The organism is Flavobacterium muglaense (genome assembly GCF_014305155.1).
Lineage (GTDB): Bacteria > Bacteroidota > Bacteroidia > Flavobacteriales > Flavobacteriaceae > Flavobacterium > Flavobacterium muglaense.
The window spans coordinates 37311-57563 of sequence record NZ_JACRUK010000001.1 but is presented as its reverse complement, the minus strand read 5'-3'; the positions used below and the strand labels follow the sequence as shown (position 1 = coordinate 57563).

Sequence of the window (20253 nt, the reverse complement as noted above, 5' to 3'; positions counted from 1 at the left end):
TTTGGTAATTATAATAGTGCAAAACATTCTTTTTTTTGTGAATATTACTTCCTTTAGGGCAGATATTAGATTTTTTTTGCAATACTATTAGTGCTGATTTTAAATGTTTTTTTTGAGTAGAACGGGCGTCTGGAAGAATTTAACTTAATTTTTTTGCGGTTTTCTATCGATTTCGAAAAAAAGTATATCTTTAGCCAACTAATTAAACCAAAAAACAAAAAATGCAAGACGATAATCAAGACGATTTTAAGAGAGAGCTCGGCCTCCTGGACGGCACCATGCTGGTGGTAGGTTCTATGATAGGTTCAGGGATATTTATAGTAAGTTCAGATATGGTACGCCAGTTGGGATCGGCTGGGTGGTTAATAGCCATGTGGGTGCTTACGGGTGTGATTACAGTGATTGCTGCTGTGAGTTATGGCGAGTTAAGTGCTTTATTTCCAAAAGCAGGTGGTCAGTATGTCTATATTAAGGAAGCGTATGGAAAACTAATCGGGTTTTTATACGGTTGGAGCTTTTTTGCGGTGATTCAAACAGGTACAATTGCTGCAGTAGGTGTTGCTTTTTCTAAGTTTGCTGCTTATTTATTTCCTTCTTTTAGTGATAAAAACATCCTTTATGAAATAGGTGATTTTAAGCTAAATGCAGCACAACTTGTTTCTATTTTCACCATTATTTTGTTGAGTTATATTAACAGTCGCGGGGTGAAAAACTCTAAGATTTTACAAACAGTGTTGACAGTAATCAAGATTTTATCTTTGGCAGGCTTAATTGTCTTTGGATTTTTTGCTGCTAAATCTGAAGTTTGGGATGCAAACTGGGCTAATGCTTGGACTTCACAATCGCTTGATGTAGCATCTGGTTCTTGGTTACCTATTAGTGGAACAGCTTTGATTTCTGGGATATCTGCTGCCTTAGTGGGTTCTATGTTTTCGAGTGTTGCTTGGGAAGGTGTTACTTTTATTGCCGCCGAGATTAAAAATCCAAAACGCAATGTAGGGTTGAGTTTGTTTCTAGGAACGATGATCGTTAGTTCTATTTATATTTTGGCTAACGTAATGTATCTGGCAGTGGTTCCTTTGCAAGAAATTGCAACAGCCGAGTCTGATAGGGTAGCAGTTGTAGCTTCTCAGTATATTTTTGGACCTATTGGTACCTTGATTATCGCTGTGATGATTATGATTTCGACTTTTGCTTGTAATAATGGCTTGATTATGGCTGGTGCGAGGGTGTATTATACAATGGCAAAAGATGGTGTTTTCTTTAAAAAAGCAGCAGAGTTGAATGAAGCAAAAGTGCCAGCTTGGTCTATTTGGGCACAATGCGTTTGGGCTTCGGCTTTGTGTTTAACAGGGAAGTATGGTGATTTGTTAGACTTTGTCGTGATTATTGTATTGATTTTTTACATTTTGACAATTCTAGGAATTTTTATTCTGCGTAAAAAAATGCCGGATGCAGAGCGTACTTATAAAGCTTTTGCATATCCATTTTTACCTGCTTTATATATTGTAATAGCTTCGGCTATTTGCGTTGCGTTGCTGTATACAAAAACAAGTACTTGTGGGTGGGGAGTTCTAATTATGTTAATTGGTGTTCCGGTGTATTATTTGACAAAAGCTAAAGAATAGTTTTTGAGAATAAAGAGGATAGATAATAGAATCGTCTTTTTTCTATTCTCTTTTTATTAGATATAAAAAAAATCCGTTTCGAACTTAATCGAAACGGATTTTTTATGAGATACAGGTTGGTTTGGAATACATTTTAAATCTAAAACTTGAACTAAAAACTAAAAACTAAAAATCTGTAATTACAATGTCCAACCTGTAAGTGGTCTACTAGTAGTACGTAAAACGTCTTACTTTAGCAATATATTTGGCCAAGCGTATTACTTGGTGGCTGTAACCATATTCATTGTCGTACCAAATGTATAATACGATGTTTTTTCCGTCGTTTGACACAATAGTGGCATTACTGTCATAGATCGAAGGCGCTGATGTACCTACTATATCCGAAGAAACCAACTCGTTGTTTACAGAATATTTGATTTGTTCGACTAGTTCTCCTTCAAGAGCGTATCTTTTCATAATTGAATTGATTTCTTGTATTGAAGTTTCTTTTTCAACTTCAAGGTTTAATACTACCAATGAGCCGTTAGGGACAGGTACACGTATTGCATTTGAAGTTAATTTTCCAGCAAGAGATGGTAATGCTTTGGCAACTGCCGTTCCTGCGCCAGTTTCAGTAATTACCATGTTTAAAGCCGCTGCTCTACCACGACGGTATTTTTTGTGCATATTATCAACCAGGTTTTGGTCGTTTGTGTACGAATGAATCGTTTCTAAATGTCCTTTTACAACGCCCAAAGTGTCTTCAACCGCTTTTAGGATTGGTGTAATTGCATTAGTAGTACAAGAAGCTGCCGAGAAAATATTGATTTCGTCTGGATTGTACTCGTTTTGGTTCACACCATGTACAATATTAGGTACTCCTTTTCCAGGAGCTGTCAATAGTACTTTATGAGCACCTTTAGAAACTAAATGCCTGCTTAGTGCTTCTTCAGTTGTAAAAGCACCAGTATTGTCTATGATTAAAGCATTGTCAATGTCGTAAGCAGTATAATCAATTTCTTCAGGAGTGTTCGCTGTAATAATATGTACGGTAGTTCCATTGATAATTAAGGCATTATTCTCTACATCAGCAGTAACTGATCCTTGAAAATCACCATGAATTGAGTCATAACGTAATAACGAAGCTCTTTTTTCAAGGCTTGATGCGTCATTTTTGTCTCTAGTTACAATAGCTCTCAACCGCAATTGGTTTCCTTTTCCTGTTTTAGACATTAGTTCTCGCGCTAATAAACGACCAATTCTTCCAAAACCATATAAAACAACATCTTTTGGTTGAATCTCTTCTGAACTTTTAGCATGCTTCAAGCGATCAAGTACAAAATGTCTTGCGTCTTCGTGTTTGTCTTCTTCCGATAAATATTCGAAAGTCAATTTACCAATGTCTAATTTTGACGGTGGTAAGTCTAATGACAAAACTACTTTGGCAATTTCTACCGAAGCAAAAATACTAATAGGCTTCCCTACAAATTCAGCTGCATATTGATGTAAGTTGATAATGTCACTTACATTTTTGTCTAATAATTGATTTTTAAATAAAACCATTTCGATGGATTTGTCATACCATAGATCACTAACGATTTTAATTAATTTGACTCCCGCACGTCGTCTTTCTACTTGAGATGAGACTTCTTTTTGGTACAAAGCTGTGTTTTTCATACTTGAAAATTTGTAAAAATTGAGTAGTTATTTTTTTAAATTTGGTGCAAAAATACCCATTTCAATCGATTTCGTAGACTATTTTTTAATTTTTTTTAAATAAAAAAAGCCAACTCAATTAAATGAGCTGGCTTTGCTAGGTTTTCTTCGGTTTGTATTAGATGATAATTCGAAGTACTTCTCCGTTTTTATTAATCATTTCCAAACGCATGCTTTGATTCTCGTCTTTACTGTTTAAAAGTTTAGCCACTTGTTCAATGTCTTTGGCTTTTACGTTGTCAATACTTAGAATGATATTTCCTTTTAATTCATCGGCATATTGGGCAAGATTATCATTTGTAATGGATTTGATTTTGACACCATAGTCGAGTCTAAATTTCTTTTTATCGGTTGCGTCAATATTTTCGAGTTCTATTCCTTTGAATTCAGTACTAAAAAATTCATTTTTACTTAGGGTTACCAGAATTGTTTTCTTAGTTCCGTTTCTCATGATCGTTACTTCAACCGAATCATTGGGTCTTTTAGTGTTGATGTAGCCTGATAAATCAGCATAAGTAGCTATGTTTTGACCGTCTAGTTTTACAATAATATCTCCTTTAGTAAGGCCAGCTTTTTCGGCTCCAGATTTTTTGGTTACATTTTTAATATAAAAACCTTCTGTTTGGTTGATACCCAATTCTTTTGAAACGGGACCGTTTAGCTCTCCTCCTTCAACTCCTAGAATTCCGCGTTGTACATTTCCATATTCCATGATGTCTTCGATGATTTTTCGAGCAATATTCGAAGGAACTGCAAATGAATACCCCACATACGATCCTGTCATTGATGAAATCATAGTGTTAATTCCAATCAAGTCTCCGCGAGTATTTACAAGTGCGCCTCCACTATTTCCTGGATTGACCGCTGCATCTGTTTGAATAAATGACTGTATCCCGCTGCTGCCAATATCTCTGGCTTTGGCCGAAACAATTCCTGCTGTTACTGTCGAAGTTAAATTGTACGGATTTCCTACAGCAAGTACCCATTCTCCAATTTTAACCGAATCAGAATTTCCAAAAGCAGTGTACGGAAGTGGTTCATCAGCATCAATTTTAAGCAAAGCAATATCCATTTTAGAGTCGGTTCCTATCAGTTTTGCTTTGTATGTTTTTTTATTGTTTAACGTTATTTCGATTTCCGAAGCGTCTTTTACAACGTGGTTGTTCGTTACAATATAACCATCGGCCGAGATAATCACTCCAGAACCTGTACCTACTTGTTCTTGTGTTTGGCCTCCTTTATACCCATAGAAATATTCTAACATTGGATTACTCACCGTTTTGTAAGAAACATTTTTCACATGGACAACAGAGTGAATGGTTTTTTCGGCTGCATCTGTGAAGTCAAGAACTTCGGCTGATAGTCCTACGTTTTTGGTGGGTGAATTAGTTGCGCTAGTTGTTATTCCGTGTTTAGCATTAGAGAAATACCCATCAGCGTCAAATAGTAGTTTATAGGCCCCTAAGGTGATCACTCCGCTGAGCAGAGATACGATCAGTAAGTGTGAATATTTTTTCATGTTCGATTGTGTTTTTTATTATTCTTAAAGTAAAATTAAAGCTAAAAAGGATTGCTAAAAAACAGTTTAACGCTCTTTAACAATGATTAACATTTCATTAATAGTTTGTACTTTTGTAAAATACAATTAGATAAATAATGCAAATAGAGTTTTATAAATACCAAGGAACAGGAAATGATTTTGTAATGATTGATAATCGTTCAGATACTTTTCCAAAAGAAGATATTGAATTGATCGCTCAGTTGTGCGACAGGCGTTTTGGGATTGGTGGTGATGGCCTTATTTTATTAGAAGAAGACCCTGAAGCACATTTTAAAATGGTGTATTACAACTCAGATGGAAATCAAAGCACCATGTGTGGGAACGGGGGACGTTGTTTAGTGGCTTTCGCCAAACAGCTTCATGTTATCGAAAACGAAGCGACTTTTAATGCTATTGATGGATTGCATCATGCTACTGTAGGGGAAGATGGGCTTGTTTCTTTGCAGATGATTGATGTTGTTGATATAAAACAAACGCCTGATTATTCATTTTTGAATACAGGATCGCCTCATCATGTTGAAATTGTAGAAGATTTAGCCCATTACAATGTAAAAGAAAACGGAGCAGCCATACGCTATGGTGAATTGTATGGAAAAGCAGGAAGTAATATCAATTTTGTTAGTAAAATTGACGACACTACTTTTTCACTACGTACATACGAGCGCGGTGTAGAAGATGAAACCCTAGCCTGCGGAACCGGTGCAACAGCAGTGGCGATAGCGATGCATGCAACAGCTGTTACGGCTGCAACTGCCATCAATTTGAATGTTGAAGGAGGGAAACTAACAGTAACTTTTGACAAAGTGAAGGGGGGGTATACAAATGTTTTTCTAAAAGGCCCCGCTACTTTTGTATTCAAAGGTTCGATTACTGTTTCAAACTAGCTAAAAATTATTCAATACTAGATAATGATCACTCTAAAAGGAGAAAACATATACATTCGAGCACTTGAAACCAATGATTTGGAGTTTATTTATGCCATAGAGAACGACCAAAGTATTTGGGAAGTAAGCAATACACAAACGCCTTATAGTCGATTTTTGGTGAAGCAATACTTAGAAAATGCACATCAAGACATCTATGAAGCAAAGCAATTGCGATTAGCAATTTGTCAAGATCAAGATTATCCAGCTCTTGGATTAATCGATTTGTTTGATTTTGATCCAAAGAATAACAGGGCAGGAGTAGGTATTGTAATTCAAGAACAAGGGAACCGGAATCAAAATATTGGATCAGAAGCTTTAGAGCTGTTAATTCATTATTCTTTTTATCATTTAAATTTGCATCAATTATATGCAAATATTGGCAGTGAAAACAAATCTAGTATCGCTCTTTTTACTAAATTTGGCTTCAAAAATATAGGTACAAAAAAAGATTGGAATCTGGTCAATGGCATTTACAAGGACGAAGCCGTTTTTCAATTAATCAATAATCAACTTTAATATTTAAGTTTTGAATTTAAAAAAATCGATTTCAATAGCAGCAATTGTTTTGGTAGCAGGATTAATTATTTACGGATTTGTTTTAATGAGTCAAATTTTTGCTGATAATACTAAGTTTTCAGACAAAGAAGTTTTTGTCCACGTTCCAACAAATGCTACATATGCAGATGTTCAGAAAATGGTGTCCGATTATGTGATTGATATGGATCGTTTTGAGATGGTAGCTGGAAAGATGAGCTATCCTGAAAATGTAAAGTCAGGTCGTTTTTTATTGACAAAAGGGATGAATAGTTATGAATTGGTAAAATCATTGAGAAGCAATGTGCCAGTAAAATTAGCATTCAATAATCAAGAAAGAATTGAAAATCTTGCAGGAAGAGTAGGATCACAAATTGAAGCGGATAGTTTGTCTTTATTAAACTCATTCAAAGATTCTATTTTCTTGAAAGAAAATGGTTTTAACGAAGATAATGTAATGGCTATGTTTATTCCTAATACGTATGAAACGTATTGGAACACATCGGCAGAGAAGTTTCGGGATAAAATGATCAAGGAGTATCGTAATTTTTGGAATAAAGAAAGAGTTGCCAATGCCAAAAAACAAGGCTTAGACCCTATTCAAGCTACGATTTTAGCTTCTATTGTACATAAAGAGTCTGTTAAAAAAGACGAAAGACCAAGAATTGCGGGGGTTTACTTGAACCGTTTGCGTTTGGGAATGCCGTTACAAGCTGATCCGACTGTGATTTTTGCGATCAAGAAAAAAGACAATGATTTCAATCAAGTAATTAAAAGAGTGTTTTTTAAAGACTTGACTATGTCATCACCATACAATACTTATGTAAACATTGGGCTTCCTCCAGGACCTATCGCTATGCCTGATATTACTGCGCTGGAAGCAGTATTAGCCCCAGAGCAAAATGATTTTATTTATTTTTGTGCGAGTGTGGAGCGTTTTGGGTACCACGAATTTGCGGCTACGTTGCCAGAGCATAATCAAAATGCTAAGAAATATTCAGATTGGATTAATAGTCAGGGAGTAAAAAGATAGTTTTGACTTATAAATTCTATTGTATTGCCTTTCTTTTTTTATATACTGGCTGCTATTGTTTGCAAGCGCAAAATAAACTGGAAAGCTTCTTAAGTCCATCAGATTCTTTAAATAATAAACGTCAAACTACCGTTATTGTCTCCGAGGTCACCTTGGCTTCGGGTGCATTGATGGGGTTAAATCAGCTTTGGTACGCTGATTATCCCAGATCAAATTTCCATTTTATCAATGATAATTCCGAATGGCTTCAGATGGATAAAGTGGGTCATTTTTATTCTTCTTATCAAATGGGGAGGTTTGGCTCTGAGTTGTTGGCATGGAGCGGAGCTAGTAAAAAGAAGCAACTGTGTTATGGTGCAGGTTTAGGTTTTGCATTTTTAACCGCTGTGGAGGTTCTAGATGGCTATTCTTCTCAATGGGGTGCTTCATCAGGAGATATAATTGCAAATGCTTCAGGGACTGCTCTATATGTCTCTCAGGAATTGTTGTGGAACGAACAACGAATTATTCCTAAATTTTCTTTTCATAGTTCGCATTTGGCAGCTTCTAGACCTGCTGTTTTGGGTAGTAATTTGACCGAGCAAATACTAAAAGATTATAATGGACAAACGTATTGGCTTTCGGTTAATTTATATTCTTTTGCGAAAGCATCAAAAATACCCAAATGGATTAACCTTGCTATTGGATATGGCGCAGATGGAATGTTGACTGGCAATAAAGAAAATTCTGATGTTTCACTGCTTCCGCAAACAAAAAGAGTCAGACAGTTTTATTTGAGTTTTGACGTAGACCTGACGAAAATAGAGACAAAATCACATTTTTTAAAGACTGTTTTTTCTGTTTTTAATACATTGAAAATCCCAGCGCCAACGATTGAATACTCAGTTAACGAGGGATTTAGAGGTCGAATTTTCTATTTTTGAAAACTTTAACAACTTGATTTTCAGCTTTATGAAATTTATTGTATCTTTGCACGCAGAAATTTCTTAACGGGACAGCGTTTTGAAGAAAAACAATTTATGGTAAAGAAGTGGTATTTTTATACAAGTTTGGCGATTATAATAGCCTTTTTAAGTGCAGGTTTTAAACCGCTTAAAGTAGAGAAAAATGATTGGTTTCTAATAAAAAACACGGATGGAAAAAGATACTTATATCCATCTATAGAAGAAGATGATTATGTCAATTTAAATTTCCCGTTTACTGGGAATTTATTTATTGGTTTTAAGGAAGCTCTTGGCTTTAAAGAATCAGAAGGGAAGTATAAAAAAATTAATTCCCTTGGCTATTTAGGAAAATACCAATTTGGTATTGAAACCCTAAGATCAGTTGGTATTAAGGACAGAGAAAAGTTCCTTAAAAGCCCAAAATTGCAAGAAAGAGCCTTTATCGCCCTTTTGTCAAAAAATAAATGGATATTACAGGACGTAATTAACAAATATGAAGGTACAGAAGTGAATGGTATATTGGTAACTGAATCTGGTATTCTTGCTGCAGCGCACTTAGGTGGAGCTGGATCTGTGAAAAGATATTTTAAGAATAATGGGAAGAAGTTTATAAAAGATGCTTATGGTACTTCAATTAGAAGTTATATGAAGGCATTTGGAGGTTATGATACCTCGTTTATAGTTGCTAATGTAAATGCAGTAGCAAGTATAAATTAAGCTTAAAAAGTGATATAATAAGAAAGGCAGTTCGAAATAATTGGACTGCCTTTTTTTATTGTTCTTAACGTTGAAATTAATCCATTAGAATTTCAAGTATTTTTATTGCTGCTTCGCTAATTTTTGTTCCAGGCCCAAAAACAGCAACAGCGCCAGCATCAAATAAATATTGGTAATCTTGCGCCGGAATAACTCCGCCTACAACCACCATTATATCTTCTCTGTTGTATTTTTTAAGTTCTTCAATTACTTGTGGGACTAGTGTTTTATGACCAGCTGCTAATGATGAAACGCCCAAAATATGAACGTCATTCTCAATAGCTTGCTTTGCTGCTTCGGCAGGCGTTTGAAAAAGCGGACCTATATCCACATCAAAACCTACATCGGCATAACCAGTAGCGACTACTTTGGCACCGCGATCATGTCCGTCTTGCCCCATTTTGGCAATCATAATTCTAGGACGGCGGCCTTCTAGTTTGGCAAAATCGTCGGCTAGTTTTTTGGCTTGTTCAAAGCTTTTGTCGTCTTTTATTTCTTTACTGTACACGCCGCTAAAAGATTTAATTTGTGCTTTGTATCTTCCGAAAACGGTTTCTAGGGCATCACTGATCTCTCCAAGTGTCGTTCGGTTTCTCGCCGCTTCAACTGCAATTTCTAATAGATTACCATCTCCTGTTTTCGCACAAAGTATTAATTTATCTAAAGAATCTTGCACTTTTTTACTGTCTCTAGTTGCTTTGATATGATCGAGTTGTTCCAGTTGTTGCTTGCGCACCATTTGGTTATCAACATCTAGAATTTGCAAAGGATCTTCCTTTTCTAGGCGGTATTTGTTTACCCCCACAATGATATCTTGACCACTGTCTATGCGAGCTTGTTTGCGAGCTGCAGCTTCTTCGATACGTAGTTTCGGGATTCCAGCTTCGATTGCTTTTGTCATTCCGCCCAGTTCTTCGACCTCTTCTATGAGTTTCCAAGCGTTTTGTACAATTTCATCTGTCAGACTTTCTACATAGTAACTTCCAGCCCAAGGATCTACGGTTTTTGTTATTTTTGTCTCTTCTTGAAGGTATATTTGTGTGTTACGAGCAATTCTAGCCGAAAAATCAGTAGGTAATGCAATTGCCTCATCTAAGGCGTTTGTGTGCAAAGATTGAGTTCCTCCAAATGCCGCTGCCGCTGCTTCAATACAAGTACGCGCAACATTGTTAAAAGGATCTTGCTCTGTTAAACTCCAACCGCTAGTTTGACAGTGTGTTCGTAAAGCGAGTGATTTGTCGTCTTTTGGTTCAAATTGTTTGACCAGTTTGGCCCATATCATTCTTCCTGCACGCATCTTGGCAATTTCCATGAAATGGTTCATCCCAATGGCCCAGAAAAAAGACAAGCGAGGTGCAAATTCATCAATTTTCATTCCAGTTGCTAGTCCTGTTCGAATGTATTCTAGCCCATCTGCTAGGGTGTATGCCAATTCAATATCAGCAGTTGCTCCCGCTTCTTGCATATGGTAGCCTGATATTGATATCGAATTAAATTTGGGCATTTTTTTACTGGTATATTCAAATATATCAGCTATGATTTTCATTGAGGGAGTAGGAGGGTAGATGTACGTATTTCGTACCATGAACTCTTTTAAAATGTCATTTTGTATGGTTCCAGATAAGAATTCGGGTGCCACTCCTTGTTCCTCTGCGGCTACAATGTAAAAAGCCATAATAGGCAAAACGGCACCGTTCATTGTCATAGAAACGGACATTTCAGCCAGCGGAATCTGGTCAAACAACACTTTCATGTCTTCGACTGAATCTATGGCAACACCCGCTTTCCCTACGTCTCCAACAACACGTTCGTGATCAGAGTCGTATCCACGGTGTGTAGGAAGGTCAAACGCAATGGATAGCCCTTTTTGACCGGCAGCAAGATTTCTTCGATAAAAAGCATTGCTTTCTTCTGCAGTCGAAAAACCGGCATATTGACGTACTGTCCATGGCCTACGCACATACATTGTGGTGTATGGTCCGCGTAAATTTGGCGCAAAGCCAGCACCAAAATCAAGGTGCGTCAAGTCTTCAATATCAGTTGGTGAATAGGTAGGTTTTAAATTGATACCTTCGGCTGTGGCAAAATGTTTTGTTGCAGTCGATGGGCTACTAGCAGCTGGTTCGTTATTTTCTAGTTTAATATGGCTAAGGTCATTTCTTATCATCTTGACACTAATTTTTTGACGGTTTGTAATTGATTTCCGGAATCGATTTTATTCTAAATCTAGTCGTTCTTGCTCGATTTTTTCGGCCAGACGTTTTTCAATTATTGGAGTAATCAATGTTTTTCTTGGATTGATCTTTACAAAAGGAAAAAGTTCTAAATCCTGCTTCATGTGGTCTTCTTTGTTCGGGTATTTATTAGTTCCTAATAGGATTTCTTTACCCGAATCAAATAAAGCCTGTTCCTTGTCTGCGCTTTCTTGAATTTTTCTTTTGATGATTCCTTCATTCAGTTGTTTCAAAAATCCGCCATTGGCTTCGATGTCTTTGAACAAGACCAACGCTTTTTCGGCTAATTGATTGGTTAGTGTCTCAATATAGTAACTACCATCAGCGGGATTGTTTACCTTGTCAAAATAGCTTTCGTTTTTAAGAACCAGCAATTGATTGCGAGCAATACGATCTCCAAATTCGTTGTCTTTATGGTACAACGCATCATAAGGCAAATTAGCAATGGCATCAGCACCACCTAGAACTGCCGACATGCATTCAGTTGTCGTACGTAGCATATTTACATTATAATCATACAATGTTTTGTTGCGTTTTGTAGGGGTTACAAATAGATGACAGTCTAAATTGTGGTTGTATTCTTTTGCAATAAGTTGGTATAAAAGTCGGATGGCTCTTAGTTTTGCAATTTCAAAAAAGTAGTTAGTTCCTACTGCTACTTGAAAAACAATAGGATTATTGATTATTGGGATTCTATTAAAATATTCATTGGCATGCGCTAAACTGTACGCGATTTGCTGTACCATATTGGCTCCTGCATTTTGATACAAACTAGCATCAATACTTAGAATCGAATGGTTAGGCGTTGCAGTAGCAATTAAATTGAGCGTATCAAAGTTGGTTTTTTCATGGGTTGAAAACCAATTACCGTCTTTGGCTAATTGACCTATTGGGTCTAAGTTGATAAAGATGTTTGCTTTTTTTTGCGAACCAATTTGATTTATTTTAGCTACGAAATCGATTGAAATAAAATTCAAATTAAAGTAAACAGAAACATTTTCTAAAGGTAAGTTTTCTAGCAGTTTACTAATGTCTACAGTGTCGTTTTCTATCGTAAAACGAAGGCTTTCCGCACCTCTATTTAAAGAATCTACAGCTCTTTCGATGGATTTTTCAATATCAAAAACAAATATGTTTTGACATATTTTAAATTCAGACGCCTTGGTTGTGATCGCATACGCTTTAGTAAACTCATCTTTATGATAAAAAGGCTTTACCTTTATATCTTCGGGGGAATTCCAAATTAAGGTATTGTTATAATCGGCTCCTTTTAGTTCAAACTGGATTTTTTGTTTCCATTGTTTGGAAGAAACAGGGTCGAAATCTTCAAATAAATTAGTAGCCATTGAAATAGTGTTTATAATTTAATTTTTATTGCTGTCGTCTAGCGTATCACCTTCAAACTCGATGAGGTAAATGTCCTCACTGTCTTTTTTCATGTAGTAATTCTCGCGTGCATATTTTTCTATTTGTTCAGGATTTTTGAGTTGCTTGATTTGCCCTTCATCTTTTTTTAATTCCTGTTTGTAGTACTCTTTATTATCTTCTAATTCTTCAATTTGATCGTTTAAAAAGCGATGATCAAAATAAGAATAGTTGTCTAAAAAAATCATCCAGGTGCCAAAAAAAAGTAAAACCCAGACGTATTTATTACTTAAGAATTTAAACCAAGCTTTGTCTTTGTATGGATTTGTCATTTATTTTTTGTTAAGCCCTTATTTGTTTTTCGAATTGCTATAAAAATACAATAAAATTATAGAATTCTTTGGTTAATCACTGCTCTAACCACATCAATAGCAACAGTGTTGTATTTATCGTTTGGAATAATGATATCTGCAAAAGCCTTAGTAGGCTCAATAAATTGTTGGTGCATTGGTTTTAGCGTATTTTGGTAACGATTTAAAACTTCATCCATATCGCGACCACGTTCTGCAATGTCTCTTTTTAAACGACGAATTAGTCTTTCGTCTGAGTCGGCATGAACATAAATTTTTACATCAAATAAATCTCTAAGTTCTGGATTTGCCAAAATTAAAATTCCTTCAACAATCATCACTTTTCTTGGGTGCGTTGTTATTGTGTCTTCTGTTCTGTTGTGTGTTACAAAAGAATAAACGGGTTGGTGAATTGTTTTTTCGGCTTTTAATTCTTTTAAATGGGCTACTAATAATTCGAAATCAATAGCTCTGGGATGGTCAAAATTAATTAATGCACGTTCGGCAAAACTTAAATTGTTGTTTTCTTTATAATATGAATCTTGAGAAATAATACCTACTTCTGCTTCTGGTAATTCATTCATGATTTGATGAACTACTGTTGTTTTTCCACTTCCTGTTCCTCCTGCAATACCGATAATAAGCATAAAATAGTTGAGTTATATATTTATGGAACAAAAATAGCAATTTAATTGCGAGCGGTTTTTGTTTTTGCTGGAAATCTTGTTAATTTGATATACTTATTTTTGGTGTTTTTTGGATTTGTAATTTACCTCACTTATTCTTTTCTTTTTTTTTTAGATCTAATTTGAATAAGCGTCAAAAAAAAGAGAGCGCTAACCAATTAGCGCTCCAGTTTTTCAAATTAGTGATTTGTTATTTCTTCTTTTTTGCTTTTATCATCATTTCTAGTTGGTCCCAAAGTTCTTCTGGAATGGCTTCTAGTAAATTAAATTGTCCAGCTCCTTTGAGCCATTCGCCTCCATCAATCACAATCACTTCGCCATTTACATAAGCCGAAAAGTCAGAGACTAAATACGCAGCTAAATTGGCTAATTCTTGGTGATCCCCCACACGTTGTAAAGGCACTTTCTTGGCCATGTCAAACTTTTCGGCTAGATCTCCTGGTAGTAGTCTATCCCAAGCGCCCTTTGTAGGGAATGGTCCGGGTGCTATTGCATTGGTTCGAATGCCATATTTTGCCCATTCTACAGCAAGACTACGTGTCATTGCAAGAACTCCAGCTTTGGCAGTTGCGCTTGGAACAACATAAGCCGATCCTGTCCAAGCATAGGTAGTTACAATGTTTAAGATTGACGACGTGGTTTGTTTAGTATCAATCCAATGTTTCCCAAAAGCAAGTGTACAGTTTTTGGTTCCTTTTAAAACAATATCAATCACAGTGTCAAACGCATTTGCAGATAATCTTTCGGTAGGAGAAATGAAGTTTCCTGCAGCATTATTTAGCAGTACATCAACTTTGCCAAAAGCTTTTAATACTTCTTGCAACATATTCTCTACTTCCTCGTAATGACGTACATCACATTGCAAAGGCAAGCATGTTCCTCCCGTTTCTGTTTCTAGTTCTGATGCGGTATTTTTTAGTTTGTCTAAATCTCTCGAGGTAATGGCAACTTTAGCTCCCAATTCTAAGAAATATTTAGTCATCGCTTTTCCTAATCCGCTTCCTCCACCGGTTACAACTATTACTTTGCCTACTAGTGCGTCATCGCGTAACATCTTGTCTGTATAACTCATAATGTGTTTTTTATTGTAAATATAACAAATTTAATTTAGTATGCATGCATACTAAATTAAAAATAATTTAGATCTTGCTCAATCTTTTTGCAGCTTCAGCTAAGGTAATGTCGTCTTTTGCAAAGCAAAAGCGTATGAGCTGATGGTCTTTTTTGTTTTCATAAAATGTAGAGATGGGAATGGCGGCAACGCCGTAGTCTGTAATTAATTTTTTGCAAAAATCTACATCGTTTTCATTTGAAATACTAGCGTAAGAAGCTACTTGAAAATAGGTTCCTTCGCAAGGTAAGAGTTCAAACCGACTCCCTTTTAATAAGTTTCGAAAGTAGTTGCGTTTTTCGATATACATTTGACTTATTTCTTCGACTGATACGAGGTCTAAGTACTCACTAATCGCAATTTGACAAATGCTATTGACACTAAATACTAGAAATTGATGTACTTTTTTAATTTCGATCATCAAATGTTCTGGCGCAATGAGGTAGCCAATTTTCCAACCCGTTACATGGAACGATTTGCCAAATGAAGATACCATGATACATCGGTTTAGAATTGCTGTTCTACTGTGTGCAGATATATGCTTTTTTTCGAATGTGATGAATTCGTAAACTTCATCTGATAACACAAGAATGTTTGGGAATTGAACTAATATATTTTCAAGTGCATCAAAATCCGATAACTCCCAGGTTTTTCCTGTAGGATTATGTGGGTTGTTGATGATGATCATTTTTGTTTGTGCAGTACAAGCTTGTTCAATTTTTTTCCAGTTTGGAGTGTAATCATCGTTGAGGGAAACACGCACTGGAATAGCATTGCATAATAAAACAGGAGCTTCGTAACAATCATAACTAGGGTCTAAGATAATTACTTCATCTTTTGATTCTACTAGCGCTTGAATTGCCGTAAAAATCCCTTGCGTAGCACCTGCAGTTACTAGTATTTCGTTTTCTGGCAAAGGAGTCCGGCCGTACGATTTTTGAATTAATAAACTAATCTTGTTCAATAAAGGAGGATAACCAGCCATTGGCAAGTATTGATGACTATTTTGCGTAGCTAGTTGCCCTACAATAGTCGTCAGTTTTTGGTCTACCGGGAAATTAGGAAAACCCTGTGAAAGGTTAATAGCATTATATTCGGCTGCCATTTTTGACATCACCGTAAATATGCTTGTTGTTATGTTGGGTAGTTTACTCATAAAAAAATCTTTAAATCTAATTATAAAAATAGCCTTTTATAATTAGATTTAAAGATTTAGCGTGCGAACTAATTCGAAATTATTTTATAATTATTTACTGCCCGAATTATATCCATCATGAAACCCTGTTGTAATATCCTTTTTAACTTGTTTCCAGTCGTAAACTGTTTGAATAGCGAACAATGCAACCATTCCTAATACAAATATTTTAAGATCCCTGTTGTTTATTTTCATCTTGCTAGGTTTTAGTTTAGTTAATATAGTAAAGATAATAAAATATTCTAAATGTAGTTTTAAAATTACATTTTATGAATAATAAATATAGTCGGGCGCTTATGCAAGTCGATTGTCTCTTTTTTCCAAGCTGCAATTTTCTTTGTTTTAATGTATTCTGTTGGCAATGTAATATCAGTGGCAATACATAAATGCGTTTCCGGATTTAGAGTCTGTATTAAATCTTCTAATAGTTTATTGTTGCGATAGGGTGTTTCTATGAAAATTTGAGATTGATTTTTCTCAAATGAAATGCGTTCCAGGCTTTTAAAACTGGCTTTCTTTTCGTCTTTTTCAATAGGGAGGTACCCATGAAAAGTAAAGCTTTGGCCATTCATTCCAGAGGCCATCATTGCTAGTAAAATAGAAGAAGGTCCTACAAGAGGAATAACTTGAATTCCTTTTTCGTGCGCTAGTTTTACAATTACAGCACCAGGATCAGCAACGCCAGGACAGCCTGCTTCGCTCATTAATCCCATGTTTTTGCCTTCTAGTAATGGTTTAATGAAATCAAGGTGTTCTTTAACCTCGGTGCGTTTGTTCAATGTATATAAAACTAATTCAGATTGTTTTTTCTCTGGATTAACTTCTTTGATTGATTTTCGGGCCGTTTTGTCGTTTTCTACAATGTAATGATCTATAAAGTCAATGGTCCTTTTTACGGTTTGAGGTAAAACATCCATTGGGTCACATTCTCCCATTGTAGTTGGGATTAAATAGAGTTTTCCTAATAAAGCGTTTGGTTTCATTGTGTGTATTTTTAAGTTTAATTCGAATATAAAAACACAAAGAACAGCATTAAAAAATAAAGAAATTTGTTTTGGATCGAAAAAACAATCGAACGTTACAAGTGTTTCTCTTTTAGTTTTTTAGCAATCGTATCACATGCTTCATTTAGCATGTTATAAACCATATCAAATCCGTTTGGCATTCCATAATAAGGATCCGGAACATCAACATTTTCGTTGGGGTACAATTCGTTCAATATGATTTGTACTTTGTTTTTTTCTTCTTGGGTAGGAGCTAAGTCAATTAGATCGTCATAGTTGGACTTGTCCATAGCATAGATATAATCGAAATTTTCAAAATCATCAGGGCTAAATTGTCGTCCTTTTTGTTTTGAAATATCTATTTTGTTTTTTTTGGCCGTCTTGATAGAGCGTGGATCTGGTGCATGGCCTATGTGCCAAGAACCAGTTCCTGCTGAATCTACTGTAAATTTTTGTTTTGGAAGTTTAGAAGCTAAAATGCCTTCTGCCAATGGTGAACGGCAAATGTTGCCTAAACATACCATTAAAATTTTTACGGGCATGGTATTTTTATAACGTTAGTTTTTTGTGAATATCGTCAACAAATTTCTTGAACTGTTTGTCAGTAGCAACTAAGTTGTCAACGGTTTTACAAGCGTGTAATACGGTAGCGTGATCACGATCTCCAATTTGTGAGCCAATGTTGGCCAAAGAAGCTTTTGTGAATTTCTTCGCAAAAAACATGGCTAATTGTCTTGCTTGTACTACGTGTCTTTTTCTAGTTTTTGATTGCAATGTTTCTAAATCCAATTGGAAATAATCAGAAACAATTTTTTGAATGTAATCAATAGAAATTTCACGTTTCACGTTCTTTACAAATTTCTCCACTACACTTTTAGCAAGGTCAATAGTCACTTCTTTTTTATTGAAAGAAGATTGTGCTATTAAGGAAATTATTGCTCCTTCAAGTTCACGAACATTTGATTTAATGTTGCGTGCTACATATTCAATGATTTCATCTGGCATATCAACTCCATCACGATACAAGATGTTTTTCAAGATTGAAATTCTTGTTTCGTAGTCTGGTTGATGCAACTCAGCAGATAATCCCCATTTAAAACGAGATAATAAGCGTTGCTCAATATCTTGCATATCAACAGGCGCTTTATCCGAAGTAAGGATTACTTGTTTTCCGTTTTGGTGTAAATAGTTAAAAATGTGGAAAAACACATCTTGCGTACCTGATTTACCCGAAAGGAATTGTACGTCGTCAATAATTAAAACATCAATTAATTGATAGAAGTGAATGAAATCATTTCTATTGTTTTTCTTTACGGAGTCAATGTATTGTTGTGTGAAAATCTCGGCAGAAATATATAAAACCGTTTTTTCAGGATATTTGTCTTTGATCTCAACTCCTATGGCATGCGCTAAGTGTGTTTTACCTAGTCCTACACCTCCAAAAATCAATAAGGGGTTGAAAGATGTTCCTCCAGGTTTATTGGCAACAGCCATACCTGCAGAACGCGCTAATCTATTTGAATCCCCTTCAAGGAAATTATCAAAACTATAATTAGCGTTAAGTTGTGATTCGATTTTTAAATTTCTAATTCCCGGAATTACAAATGGATTTTTTAATTCAGGATCGATGTTTTTAAAAGGAGCGTCCACATTTTGTGGTTTCATTGGTGCTCTATTAGCACTAGGTAATTGTTCCGTAAACGGTTGTTTATTACCATAAGTGTTTTCCATCTTGATTTTATAAAGTAACTTTGCGTTTTTACCAAGTTCTTTAGTTAATGCCACTTTTAATAATTTGACATAGTGTTCTTCAAGCCATTCGTAGAAAAATTTACTAGGAACTTGAATATATAACGCATTATCGGTAAGCTCAACTGATTTGATCGGTTCAAACCAAGTTTTGAATGCTTGGTCTTGAATGTTGTCTTTGATAAAAGACAAGCAGTTTTCCCATACTGATTGAGCAGTCTTGTTCATAAATTCTGTGTAAATTATTTTATTTAGTAATCGATATTTTGTTGAATAAAATCAAATAATATTTGGTTTTTTTCGGGGTAACAAATATGTGAACAAATTTCTGTAAAAAAAAATAATTAGAGGTTGATTTTAAACAAATATTGTTGTAAGTAGATATTGAGACATAAAAAATTAATAAAAAAAATAGATTTTATAATGAAAGAACATGAATATTCAGTAAGAGTTAGATACGCCGAAACGGATCAAATGGGTGTGGTTTACCACGGTAATTATGCACAGTATTTTGAGATGGGTCGGGTGGAATGGCTTAGAAACCTTGGGGTTTCTTACAAATGGATGGAAGAGAATGGTGTGATGCTTCCAGTGGTTTCATTGAACATAAATTACAAAAAACCGGCGAGATATGATGATCTTTTAAGAGTTAAAACTATTTTTAAAAGTCAGACTAGTGTTAAGATAGAATTTGACTACAAAATTTATAATGAAAAATCGGAGTTATTAACAATTGGCAACTCAGTTTTGGTTTTTGTAGACATGAAAACAAGTCGTCCTGTGGTACCACCTGACTATGTAAAAGAGAAACTTTTGAGTATTTAGGATTTAGTCTGGAATAAAGTAATTATTCTTTAATTTTAATCTCAATTTCATAAATAGAATTAAAAATGTCGAAAATCGTTTCGGCATTTTTTTTACGTGTTTTTATTTCGATTTTACCAATTGGTAATCCTGTTTCTTTTTTGATTTCCATTTCTTGTAAAACGATGCCGAGTTTTTTTTCTTTAATCACTCGCATCACTTTATTCATGTTTTGATAATCAAATGAAATGACATAATGAATGTTAATCGTTTTTTCTACAATTGTACAATTTGCAAGCGTGAGCTGTGCGACAGTTTTATAGGCCGAAATTAATCCACCAACACCTAATTTAGTCCCGCCAAATAATCGAACCACAACAATCAATGTATTTGTAACGTCAAAGGATTGCAATTGTCCATAAATAGGCATTCCTGCGGAGTTGCTAGGTTCGCCATCATCATTGGCTCTGTAAGCTAGTGTATCAGTACCTATTTGATAGGCATAACAGAAGTGCCCTGCGTTGGGATGTTTTTTTCTAAGTACATCAATGATTGGTTTTACCTCTTCTTCTGATTCAATTGGAAAAGCATAACCGTAAAATTTACTGTTTTTCTCTTTGAATAAAATTTCATCAGGTTCGGTTTCAATAGTATTATAGGTGTCTTTTTCTTCCAAAA

At 35.2% G+C, this 20253-nt stretch carries 20 protein-coding genes; 7 read left to right on the top strand and 13 right to left on the bottom strand.

Annotated features, from left to right (window positions below; genetic code table 11):
- Positions 1-221: 221 nt before the first annotated feature.
- Positions 222-1628, top strand: a complete 1407-nt coding sequence (locus H8R24_RS00290; protein WP_187016584.1) for an APC family permease — start codon at positions 222-224, stop codon at positions 1626-1628.
- Between the two features lie 207 nt (positions 1629-1835).
- On the opposite strand, the gene H8R24_RS00285 is transcribed toward H8R24_RS00290, so the two are convergent.
- Positions 1836-3284 carry a glyceraldehyde-3-phosphate dehydrogenase gene (locus H8R24_RS00285; protein WP_187016583.1) on the bottom strand — a complete coding sequence of 483 codons (1449 nt, stop codon included), beginning with the start codon at positions 3282-3284 and terminating at the stop codon, positions 1836-1838.
- Positions 3285-3441: 157 nt separating this feature from the next.
- Complete coding sequence (locus H8R24_RS00280) at positions 3442-4842, bottom strand: Do family serine endopeptidase (protein WP_187016582.1); 1401 nt, start codon at positions 4840-4842, stop codon at positions 3442-3444.
- Positions 4843-4979: 137 nt separating this feature from the next.
- On the opposite strand from H8R24_RS00280, the gene dapF reads away from it, so the two are divergent.
- The 5 genes from dapF (at position 4980) to H8R24_RS00255 (ending at position 9038) form a co-directional block, all read left to right on the top strand.
- Complete coding sequence (gene dapF / locus H8R24_RS00275; protein WP_187016581.1) at positions 4980-5768, top strand: diaminopimelate epimerase; 789 nt, start codon at positions 4980-4982, stop codon at positions 5766-5768.
- A 24-nt stretch (positions 5769-5792) separates the two neighbouring features.
- Positions 5793-6326: a GNAT family N-acetyltransferase gene (locus H8R24_RS00270; RefSeq protein WP_187016580.1), complete on the top strand. Its 534-nt coding sequence runs from the start codon at positions 5793-5795 to the stop codon at positions 6324-6326.
- 10 nt (positions 6327-6336) lie between these two features.
- Complete coding sequence (gene mltG, locus H8R24_RS00265) at positions 6337-7377, top strand: endolytic transglycosylase MltG (RefSeq protein WP_187016579.1); 1041 nt, start codon at positions 6337-6339, stop codon at positions 7375-7377.
- A gap of 2 nt (positions 7378-7379) precedes the next feature.
- On the top strand, positions 7380-8300 hold the full coding sequence (locus H8R24_RS00260; protein ID WP_394354167.1) for a DUF2279 domain-containing protein: 921 nt from the start codon (positions 7380-7382) through the stop codon (positions 8298-8300).
- A gap of 96 nt (positions 8301-8396) precedes the next feature.
- Complete coding sequence (locus tag H8R24_RS00255) at positions 8397-9038, top strand: peptidoglycan-binding protein LysM (RefSeq protein ID WP_187016578.1); 642 nt, start codon at positions 8397-8399, stop codon at positions 9036-9038.
- A 76-nt stretch (positions 9039-9114) separates the two neighbouring features.
- Here H8R24_RS00255 and scpA read toward each other — a convergent pair whose 3' ends face one another.
- The 10 genes from scpA to dnaA all read right to left on the bottom strand — a co-directional run bounded on the left by scpA (position 9115) and on the right by dnaA (position 18999).
- Positions 9115-11244, bottom strand: coding sequence for a methylmalonyl-CoA mutase (gene scpA, locus H8R24_RS00250; protein ID WP_187016577.1), 2130 nt, complete (start codon positions 11242-11244; stop codon positions 9115-9117).
- 48 nt (positions 11245-11292) lie between these two features.
- Complete coding sequence (locus H8R24_RS00245) at positions 11293-12657, bottom strand: methylmalonyl-CoA mutase subunit beta (RefSeq protein ID WP_187016576.1); 1365 nt, start codon at positions 12655-12657, stop codon at positions 11293-11295.
- Positions 12658-12675: 18 nt separating this feature from the next.
- Positions 12676-13008 (bottom strand): FtsB family cell division protein, encoded by a 333-nt coding sequence (locus tag H8R24_RS00240; protein ID WP_187016575.1) that lies wholly within the window; start codon positions 13006-13008, stop codon positions 12676-12678.
- Between the two features lie 56 nt (positions 13009-13064).
- Entirely contained in the window at positions 13065-13673 is a 609-nt protein-coding gene (udk, locus tag H8R24_RS00235; RefSeq protein ID WP_187016574.1) for a uridine kinase, read from the bottom strand.
- A 229-nt stretch (positions 13674-13902) separates the two neighbouring features.
- Complete coding sequence (locus H8R24_RS00230; protein ID WP_187016573.1) at positions 13903-14784, bottom strand: SDR family oxidoreductase; 882 nt, start codon at positions 14782-14784, stop codon at positions 13903-13905.
- A gap of 67 nt (positions 14785-14851) precedes the next feature.
- Entirely contained in the window at positions 14852-15979 is a 1128-nt protein-coding gene (locus tag H8R24_RS00225) for a methionine aminotransferase (protein WP_187016572.1), read from the bottom strand.
- 90 nt (positions 15980-16069) lie between these two features.
- Positions 16070-16213, bottom strand: a complete 144-nt coding sequence (locus tag H8R24_RS00220) for a hypothetical protein (RefSeq protein ID WP_187016744.1) — start codon at positions 16211-16213, stop codon at positions 16070-16072.
- A gap of 65 nt (positions 16214-16278) precedes the next feature.
- Entirely contained in the window at positions 16279-17001 is a 723-nt protein-coding gene (locus H8R24_RS00215; RefSeq protein ID WP_187016571.1) for an SAM-dependent methyltransferase, read from the bottom strand.
- Between the two features lie 95 nt (positions 17002-17096).
- Complete coding sequence (locus tag H8R24_RS00210) at positions 17097-17564, bottom strand: low molecular weight protein-tyrosine-phosphatase (RefSeq protein WP_187016570.1); 468 nt, start codon at positions 17562-17564, stop codon at positions 17097-17099.
- Between the two features lie 7 nt (positions 17565-17571).
- Entirely contained in the window at positions 17572-18999 is a 1428-nt protein-coding gene (gene dnaA / locus H8R24_RS00205) for a chromosomal replication initiator protein DnaA (protein WP_187016569.1), read from the bottom strand.
- Between the two features lie 195 nt (positions 19000-19194).
- On the opposite strand from dnaA, the gene H8R24_RS00200 reads away from it, so the two are divergent.
- Positions 19195-19596, top strand: coding sequence for an acyl-CoA thioesterase (locus H8R24_RS00200; protein WP_187016568.1), 402 nt, complete (start codon positions 19195-19197; stop codon positions 19594-19596).
- Between the two features lie 22 nt (positions 19597-19618).
- On the opposite strand, the gene H8R24_RS00195 is transcribed toward H8R24_RS00200, so the two are convergent.
- Positions 19619-20251, bottom strand: a complete 633-nt coding sequence (locus H8R24_RS00195; RefSeq protein ID WP_187016567.1) for an IMPACT family protein — start codon at positions 20249-20251, stop codon at positions 19619-19621.
- Positions 20252-20253: the final 2 nt, after the last annotated feature.

Excerpts from the sequence above, each read along its gene's own strand:
- H8R24_RS00290 (WP_187016584.1), top strand. The coding sequence starts at position 222 with ATGCAAGACGATAATCAAGACGATTTTAAGAGAGAGCTCGGCCTCCTG.
- H8R24_RS00285 (WP_187016583.1), bottom strand. The coding sequence starts at position 3,284 with ATGAAAAACACAGCTTTGTACCAAAAAGAAGTCTCATCTCAAGTAGAA.
- H8R24_RS00280 (WP_187016582.1), bottom strand. The coding sequence starts at position 4,842 with ATGAAAAAATATTCACACTTACTGATCGTATCTCTGCTCAGCGGAGTG.
- dapF (WP_187016581.1), top strand. The coding sequence starts at position 4,980 with ATGCAAATAGAGTTTTATAAATACCAAGGAACAGGAAATGATTTTGTA.
- H8R24_RS00270 (WP_187016580.1), top strand. The coding sequence starts at position 5,793 with ATGATCACTCTAAAAGGAGAAAACATATACATTCGAGCACTTGAAACC.
- H8R24_RS00255 (WP_187016578.1), top strand. The coding sequence starts at position 8,397 with ATGGTAAAGAAGTGGTATTTTTATACAAGTTTGGCGATTATAATAGCC.
- scpA (WP_187016577.1), bottom strand. The coding sequence starts at position 11,244 with ATGATAAGAAATGACCTTAGCCATATTAAACTAGAAAATAACGAACCA.
- H8R24_RS00245 (WP_187016576.1), bottom strand. The coding sequence starts at position 12,657 with ATGGCTACTAATTTATTTGAAGATTTCGACCCTGTTTCTTCCAAACAA.
- H8R24_RS00240 (WP_187016575.1), bottom strand. The coding sequence starts at position 13,008 with ATGACAAATCCATACAAAGACAAAGCTTGGTTTAAATTCTTAAGTAAT.
- udk (WP_187016574.1), bottom strand. The coding sequence starts at position 13,673 with ATGCTTATTATCGGTATTGCAGGAGGAACAGGAAGTGGAAAAACAACA.
- H8R24_RS00230 (WP_187016573.1), bottom strand. The coding sequence starts at position 14,784 with ATGAGTTATACAGACAAGATGTTACGCGATGACGCACTAGTAGGCAAA.
- H8R24_RS00225 (WP_187016572.1), bottom strand. The coding sequence starts at position 15,979 with ATGAGTAAACTACCCAACATAACAACAAGCATATTTACGGTGATGTCA.
- H8R24_RS00220 (WP_187016744.1), bottom strand. The coding sequence starts at position 16,213 with ATGAAAATAAACAACAGGGATCTTAAAATATTTGTATTAGGAATGGTT.
- H8R24_RS00215 (WP_187016571.1), bottom strand. The coding sequence starts at position 17,001 with ATGAAACCAAACGCTTTATTAGGAAAACTCTATTTAATCCCAACTACA.
- H8R24_RS00210 (WP_187016570.1), bottom strand. The coding sequence starts at position 17,564 with ATGCCCGTAAAAATTTTAATGGTATGTTTAGGCAACATTTGCCGTTCA.
- dnaA (WP_187016569.1), bottom strand. The coding sequence starts at position 18,999 with ATGAACAAGACTGCTCAATCAGTATGGGAAAACTGCTTGTCTTTTATC.
- H8R24_RS00200 (WP_187016568.1), top strand. The coding sequence starts at position 19,195 with ATGAAAGAACATGAATATTCAGTAAGAGTTAGATACGCCGAAACGGAT.